Source organism: Nocardiopsis sp. NPDC055824, from assembly GCF_053616335.1.
Genome location: NZ_JBSHDN010000261.1, coordinates 1 through 7,703, shown reverse-complemented (window position 1 = coordinate 7,703; position 7,703 = coordinate 1). Strand labels below are relative to the sequence as shown.

The following is a 7,703-nucleotide window of genomic DNA, read 5'->3' as shown; positions in this document are numbered from 1 at the left end:
ATCTGCACATCACGGCGCAGCGGACGCAGCGCCCGCTCCGACATGTGCGTGATGTCGCGCCCCTCGAACTCCACCCGGCCCCGGGTGGGCTCCAGCAGACGCATCACCATCCGCGACAACGTGCTCTTACCGGATCCGGACTCGCCCACGATCCCCAGGGTCTCCCCCTGGTGCAGATCGAAGGACACACCCTTGACCGCCCAGAAGTCCGTGGCCTTGCCCCACGTGCCGCCGCGCACCTTGAACCGCTGCGCCACGTCCTCGACCCGCAGCAGCGGCTCGCCGGCGTTGTCGCCGGTACCGCTCACGGGTGGGACGAAGGCCTTGAACTCGCCGGGCTCGGTGACCGTGCCCTCGCGCTGCTCCTTCTCGATCCGGTCCGCGCGGTCCTGGGCGCGCCGCTGGGCGCGGGAGACCTCCACGCGCGGCACCGCGGCCAGGAGCCCCTGGGTGTAGGGGTGTTCGGGTGCGGACAGGACCCGGCGCACGTCGCCGCGCTCCACGGCCACGCCGTGGCGCATGACCACGACCTCGTCCACCGACCCCGCGACGACGGCCAGGTCGTGGGAGACCAGGATCAGGCCCATGTTCAGGTCGCGGCGCAGCTCGTCCAGCAGGTCCAGGATGCGCGCCTGCACCGTCACGTCCAGGGCCGTGGTCGGCTCGTCCGCCAGCAGCACCTTGGGATCGCACATCAGCCCCATCGCGATGACCACGCGCTGGCGCATGCCGCCCGAGAACTCGTGCGGGTAGGAGTTGATCCGCTTGGCCGGGTCGGGGATGCCCACCCGGTCCAGGGACTCGACCGCCCGCTTGACCGCGTCGGCCTTGGAGGCCTTGGGGTTGTGGATCCGGTAGGCCTCGACGAGCTGGTTGCCGATCGTGTACTGCGGGTGCAGCGACTGCATCGGGTCCTGGAAGACCATCGCGATGTCGTTGCCGCGCATGCGCCGCAGTTCCTTGTCCGACGCCGACACCACGTCCTTGCCCACCACCTCGATGGAACCGCTGATCCGCGCCCGGCTCCCCCGGTGCAGGCCCATCAGCGCCAGCGACGTCACACTCTTGCCCGAGCCGGACTCGCCCACGATGCCGAGGGCGCCGCCGGCGGGCACCTCGAAGGACAACCCGTTCACCGCCTGGACGTCGCCGTCCATGGTCGGGAACGTCACCCTCAGGTCGTCCACGCGGACGACGGGCTCGGTCGAGGCCATGTCACATTCCTTCATTAGAGCTGGTCTGGTCGAACGCTGTCGCGCGTTACTTCGCGATCCGCACCCGCGGGTCGACGATCGGGTACAGCAGGTCGACGATCAGGTTGCAGATGACGATGAAGACGGCTCCCAGCAGGGTCACGCCGAGCACCACGGGCAGGTCCTTGCCGATGATCGCGTCGATGGCGTAGGCGCCCACGCCGTTGAGGGAGAACACCTTCTCCGTGAGGATCGCGCCGCCGAGGACGAGGCCCAGGTCCAGGCCGAAGATCGTCACGATGGGGGTCAGGGTCGGGCGCAGCGCGTGCTTGAAGATCACGCGGCGCTCGCTGAGCCCCTTGGCGCGGGCGGTGCGGATGTAGTCCTCGCCCAGGGTCTCCAGCATCCCCGCGCGGGTCTGCCGCGCGTACTGGGCCGCGTGCAGGAACGCCAGCGTCACCCAGGGCAGGATCATGACCTGGAACCAGCCGACGGGGTCCTCCCCCAGCGGCACGTACCGCGAGACGGGGAACAGGTTCCACTCGTGGACGAGGAAGGCCAGGGCCAGCAGGCCGGTGAAGTACACGGGCATGGAGACGCCGACGAGGGCGGTTCCCATGGCCAGGCGGTCGAAGAGGCTGCCCTTCTTGACCGCGGACAGGACGCCGACGGCCACGCCGCCGATGACCCAGATGACGGCCGCGCCGAAGGCCAGCGACATCGTGACCGGCAGGCGGTCGAGCAGCTGGGGCAGCACGGGGCTGTTGGTGGTGAAGGAGTAGCCGAGGCAGGGGGCCGCGCACTCCACGGTCTCCCGACCGAAGGTGTACTCGGAACCGAAGAGCAGCGACTTCACGAAGTCGAAGAACTGCACGGCGATGGGCTGGTCGAGGCCGAGCCGGGCCACCGTGGCGTCGAGCGCCTCGGGCGTGGGCGCCTTGCCCACGTACATGGCGGCCATGCCGCGCGGGGTCACGCCCGCCCACCGGGGCAGGACGTAGAAGATACAGAAGGTCACCGCCGTGACGACGGCGAGCAGCAGCAGCCCCGCTCCGAGGCGGCGAAGAATATAGTTCAGCATCGCGGTCGGCGGCGGGGGTACCCACGGGGCCGTGGGACCCCCGCCGCGTTCACCTGCCTTCTCGTACTAGTTCAGGCCGGCTGGGGCTCTAGCCCCGGTCCACGCCGATGGCCATGAAGTCGTACATGGCGTACGACGACGTGTAGTAGACGTTGGTCAGCTCGTCCGAGCGGTAGAACATCGCACGGTCGAAGACGACGGGCAGGATGGCCGCCTGCTCCATGACCAGGGTGTCGATCTGGGTGTAGATGTTGGCGCGCTCGTCCGGGTCCTCGGTCTTGAGGGCGTCGTCCCAGAGGCCGTTGACCTCGGGGTCGTCGAGCTCGGACGTGTTGTAGTTGCCGGTCGCCTGGATGGCGTCGCCGTCGGTGATCTTGGAGGCGAAGCCGTAGCCGGTGGCCCAGTCGGGGATCCAGCCGGAGACGCTCAGACCGATGTTGTTCTCACGGACGTAGTCCTGCGAGCCGGCGTACTGGGCGAAGAAGTCCTCGGCCGGGAAGGTCTGGATGTCGGTCTGGATGCCGACGCGCGTCAGGGACTCCTGCAGGGCCTCGGCGGTGGCGATGTCGTTGGGACGACCGTCGCGGACGGCGATGGTGGTCTCGAAGCCCTCGTCCTCGCCGCACTCCTCGAGCTTGGCCTGCGCGGCCTCCAGGTCGCCCTTGTTGTCCGTGGACGGGTAGAGGTCCGACTCCGGGTCGGCGCCGGGGATGGTCGGCGGGAGCAGGTTGGTGGCGAGGTCGCCGCCGCTCTCACCGCCCCAGGCGCGGTGCAGGCTGTCACGGTCGGCCGCGTACATGATCGCCTGGCGGCAGGCGACGTCCTCGATGACCGGGGTGTGGATGTTGACGTAGCGCAGGGCGCCGGAGAGCGGGTTGTCCAGGTTGGGCTGGGCCGCCTCGTCGGTGAGCAGCGTGCTCTTCATGGCCGGGCCGACGCCGACACCGGAGAGGTCGACGTCGATCTCGCCGTTGACCAGGCGCTGGTCGATCTCGTCCTGGTCCACGCCGATCTCGACGGTGACCTCGTCCGGCAGGGCCGGGCGGATCGGGTCGGTCTCGCTGTCCCAGTGCTCGTTGCGGGTCAGGTTGAGCGCGACGCCGGGCTGGTAGGCGCCGTCGAACTTGTACGGCCCGGAGGAGACGACGTTCTCCTTGTAGAGCGCGCCGCGGTCGCTGTCCAGCGGGACCGGGGCGGTCTGCGGCTGGGTCAGGATGTACGGGAACTCGGAGAAGGAGTCCTTGAGGTGGAAGACCAGGGTGTAGTCGTCCGGCGTCTCGACGGCCGTGAAGTCCGCCAGCGGGTCGTCGCTCTCGAAGACGTTGAACGGCTCCTGGTCCAGGTGCGCCTCGAAGTAGCGCGGCCCGTTGGGCAGCTCGCCGCCGTTGTAGTTCGAGCGGGCGATCGCGTACTTGATGTCCTGGGCGGTGATCTCGGAGCCGTCCTCGTACTTGAGGCCCTCCTGGATCTTGACGGTCCACTCGGTGAAGTCGTCGTTGGCCTCGGGCATGCCGGTGGCCATGTCCGTGGTCAGCTCGGTGGACGCGTTGGCCGGGGCCGGGGTGAACGCCAGGAGCGTACGGGCGTAGTACCGGGTGAAGTTCCAGCTGAACCCGTAGTAGGTGTCGCCCGGGTCGGTGGAGTCGAAGTCCGAGGAGATGGCGTAGCGCAGGGTGCCGCCGGTCTGGTCGGACGGGTTCACGATCTCCGTGGAGCCCTGGTCGTAGGCGCCGTTGGCCTGGGTGTCTCCGCCCTCGGAGCCACCACCGCCGCAAGCTGAAAGGAAGATGGACGCGGCCGCGCCCAGCGCGACGAATCCGAGGGTGCGTTTCCTCAAGGAACTGCCTCTCTTGCGAACCTGATGTGGGGATGGGATCGACCAGTGGTCGGACCCGTGCCTTGGATGGCGTGGGCTGGGCGGGGCAGCCACACCGGCCTTGGTCAGTCGGAGGTCTTGGGGTCGAAGGCGTCCCGGAGGCCGTCGCCGAAGAGGTTGAACGCCAGGACGGTGATGAAGATGGCCAGGCCCGGGAAGAGGATGTAGTACGGGGCGGACTGGGCCAGGGGGACCGCGTCGGAGAGCATCTTTCCCCAGCTCGGGGTGGGCGGGTTGATGCCCACGCCCAGGAAGCTCAGGGCCGCCTCGAAGAGGATGTTGGTCGGGATGAGCAGCGTGGAGTAGACCACGATCGGCGTGACCAGGTTGGGCAGGATCTCCCGGAAGAGGATGTGCCGGTTGCTGGCGCCCAGGCTCCTGGCCGCCTCGACGAACTCGCGCTCGCGCAGCGAGAGCGTCTGTCCTCGGACGATGCGCGCGATGTAGGGCCAGTTGAAGAACCCGATGATGAACACGATGACGCCGACGCGGAGCCCGTTGCCCTGGAGGCCGAGGACCCCGTCGGGGATGACGCCCACGAGCGCGATGGCGAAGAGCATCAGCGGGAAGGCGAGGAAGACGTCCATCGCCCGGCTGATGAGGGTGTCGACCCAGCCGCCCTTGTAGCCCGCGATGATGCCGAGGACGGTCCCGAGGGCCACGCACAGCAGCGTGGAGAGGAAGGCCACCAGCAGGGAGATCTGGGCGCCGTAGAGGATGCGGCTGAACAGGTCGCGGCCGGTCTTGGGCTCGATGCCCAGCAGGTGGTCGCCGCTGATGGCGCCCCACGGGTCGGTGTCGAAGGGGTCCGGGTTGTCGGGGTCCCTCATCGGCAGACCGGTGTTGGGCTCGATCAGGTCCTGGTTGAACTGGGTGGGGGGGTACCCGAACCACTTGACCAGGAGGGGCGCGAGGATCGCGGCCAGGATGAGCAGTACGACGACGATCCCGGAGACCATCGCGACCTTGTCCTTGCGCAGCCGCTGCCAGGCGATCTGCCGGAGGGACCGGTTGCCCGCGTCACTGCGGCCCACGGGGGCCGTCACTGCGACGTCCACAGCGTCGGACTGCTCCGCCGACTCAGGGACATGCGAGGGCGCGCTCATCAGGCCACCACTCTCCACTCATACGCTTCTGGCCGAGGGGAACGCGCAGATCCCACGCGTGAGACCTCCGGGGGTTGACCCGTCGGGGATCTCACGGTGGGGCCGGCCGGTTCTCGACGCTGGCTGGCGTGGGCGCTGGTCCGCGCGGCGGGTGGGTGCCCCGCCTTCGCTGACTCTGGCCGCCGGGGTGCGCCGCTTCACATGAGGAGTTGGGCACATCCGGGGACCGTCACGCCCGGGCTGTTACACAGCGACAAACCTACTCGCCCTTTGAGCGCATATCGTCCAATCCCCGGCCATGTATCTAAATCGTGACAAACACTGTCAAAAAACGTATATAACAACAAATGATGACAGAGTTCGCATTCATCCGACGACCGGCCGCGAGCTGGGGCGATGTGGCACTGACGCGATCCCCCACGATACGTCCGCTTCTGCCCGCGTCCACCCCGAGAACGGCGTCCTATGGCAAGTGCTATGCGTCGAAGAGTGACGACATGAACGCGCAAAGCGAACAGTGACTCGGCCGTTACTGTGCCGTCATCACCCCGAGAACCAGGGGGTCCGCACGCTCCGTCACCGGAACCGGGCCGCCCGCCACGGGACCGGGGGCCGGCCCCCGGTCCGTCCGGCGACCGGTCCGTGGTAACGGGGGGAGCCGGGCACAGCAGTCGGCCCCGCGCCCTGGGGAAGAGGGCGCGGGGCCGGTGCGGAAGGGGCCCTAGTCGATACCGCGCTTGCGCAGGAGGGCCTCGATGTCGCCGAGGTCGGCGAGGTCGTCGTCGGCAGCCGTCTTCTTCGGGTTCTTCGGGGCCGCGCCCACCTGGCCGGCCGCGGGCTTGGCCGCACCGGCGGCGCCCGCCTGCCCTCCGCCCCGGGCGGCCTTCGGCTCCTCGGAGGCCCCGCCCCTGGACCGGGTCCCCACGCCCCGGGCCGCCATGACGCCGGAGACGACGTAGAGGACCACCGCCAGGCCCGCCAGGGCCACGCCCGCCCACACGGCGGGGTTGAACAGCAGCCCCACCAGGATGCCGACGATGCTCATGACGAACTGCCAGACGGCGTTCATCAGCCCGATCAGACCGGCGGCCAGCGGGAGCAGCGACCACGCCACCCCCCGCAGACCGTGGGCGGCGCCCTTCGCGCGCCACACGACGAAGGAGATCACCAGCCCCACGAGGGTGAGGCCGCCTCCCAGGATCACACCGGTCATCCACGTCAGGTTCTCAGGCATGGGCCCAGTCTCCCATCCGGCGCCGGAGCGCACATCCGGTCGATCCCTTAGGGCTTGCCCCCGATCCGGCGCCCGTGCCGGGGCCCTTCTCCCACGTTACCCGCGTGCCGGCGGGCCGGGAGGAGGGTGCGGGGGCACCCCGACGGCGGCCCCGCCCGCCGGTCCCCCGGGGCCGGGCGGGGCCGCGGGGAAGTCCGGCGCACGGACGCCGGGCCCGCCGCCGGCCGTCCTCCCCGACCCGGGCCGGGGAGGAGGGTCAGCGGTCGGCGACCAGCGACTCCAGCCAGTCCAGGTCCACGCCCACCAGGCTGTCCCGGAAGACCACGCCCTCGCGCGGCGGGATCTCCACGTGGTTGGGCACGGCGACCGTGACGCACCCGGCGTCGGCCGCCGAGGCCACGCCCACCACCGAGTCCTCGAAGGCGACGCAGCGCTCGGGGTCCACGCCCAGGCGCCGGGCGGCCCTGAGGTAGGGGTCGGGGTGCGGCTTGTTGGCCTCGACCTCGTCACCGGCCACGGAGTCGTCGAAGCTGTCGATGCCGATGCCGCCGATCGCCGCCTGGATGAGCTGCCGTTCGGTGGAGGTCACCAGGACCACGGGCACACCGGCCAGCGACAGCATGTCCACCAGCTCCTTGGCCCCCGGGCGCAGCTGGGCACCGCCCTCGAGCTTGGTCCGGAACTTCGCGTAGAGCAGGTCGGCCACCTGGCGCGGGGTGAGGTGGTCGGCTCCGGTCAGGGCGACGATGTAGCGGCCCACGGGCTCGGCGGCGTTGCCGACGTTGGCCTCGTGGTCCCTCTCGGTCCACACCCCGCCCAGCTCGGCGACCAGCTCGGCCTCGGCCTCGCCCCACAGGTGCTCGCTCTCGATGAGGGTGCCGTCCATGTCCAGCAGCACGGCCTGGAGCCGTCTCCCGGTCCCGGTCTCGGAGGTCTCACGGCTCAGCGTGCTCGGTTCACTCATGCGTTCGGCGGCGCGTCCCGGCACCCGGCCGGGCGGAGCGCCGCACTCTCCCCTCGTGTGTGATGGGTACCCCAGCCCGCCCGCGGGGCGCCCCTGCCGTTCATCGTGCCGAACCGGGGGCGCCCGCGCCGTGAAGAGGACCTGTCGGCGTCCTTTCCACACTACGAACACTCGGGCGGGGGCGGGAGGAGAGCTGCCCCACAGTCCGCGCCCGGGAAAAGGGGCGCGGCCCCGCCCCCGGTCCGGGGG

At 70.0% G+C, this 7,703-nt stretch carries 6 protein-coding genes; all 6 read right to left on the bottom strand.

Features of this window, described 5'->3' with window-relative positions; translation table 11 throughout:
- The coding region (locus tag ACWGL3_RS29510) for an ATP-binding cassette domain-containing protein (RefSeq protein WP_452462044.1) at positions 1-1,214 on the bottom strand (1,214 nt) is incomplete at its 3' end.
- A 46-nt stretch (positions 1,215-1,260) separates the two neighbouring features.
- On the bottom strand, positions 1,261-2,274 hold the full coding sequence (locus tag ACWGL3_RS29505) for an ABC transporter permease (RefSeq protein WP_267945247.1): 1,014 nt from the start codon (positions 2,272-2,274) through the stop codon (positions 1,261-1,263).
- Positions 2,275-2,362: 88 nt separating this feature from the next.
- Positions 2,363-4,111 carry an ABC transporter substrate-binding protein gene (locus ACWGL3_RS29500; RefSeq protein ID WP_267945248.1) on the bottom strand — a complete coding sequence of 583 codons (1,749 nt, stop codon included), beginning with the start codon at positions 4,109-4,111 and terminating at the stop codon, positions 2,363-2,365.
- A 104-nt stretch (positions 4,112-4,215) separates the two neighbouring features.
- Positions 4,216-5,256 (bottom strand): ABC transporter permease, encoded by a 1,041-nt coding sequence (locus tag ACWGL3_RS29495; protein WP_267945249.1) that lies wholly within the window; start codon positions 5,254-5,256, stop codon positions 4,216-4,218.
- 721 nt (positions 5,257-5,977) lie between these two features.
- On the bottom strand, positions 5,978-6,490 hold the full coding sequence (locus ACWGL3_RS29490; protein ID WP_267945250.1) for a cellulose synthase: 513 nt from the start codon (positions 6,488-6,490) through the stop codon (positions 5,978-5,980).
- A gap of 256 nt (positions 6,491-6,746) precedes the next feature.
- Entirely contained in the window at positions 6,747-7,454 is a 708-nt protein-coding gene (locus tag ACWGL3_RS29485; RefSeq protein WP_267945251.1) for an HAD family hydrolase, read from the bottom strand.
- Between the last annotated feature and the right edge of the window lie 249 nt (positions 7,455-7,703).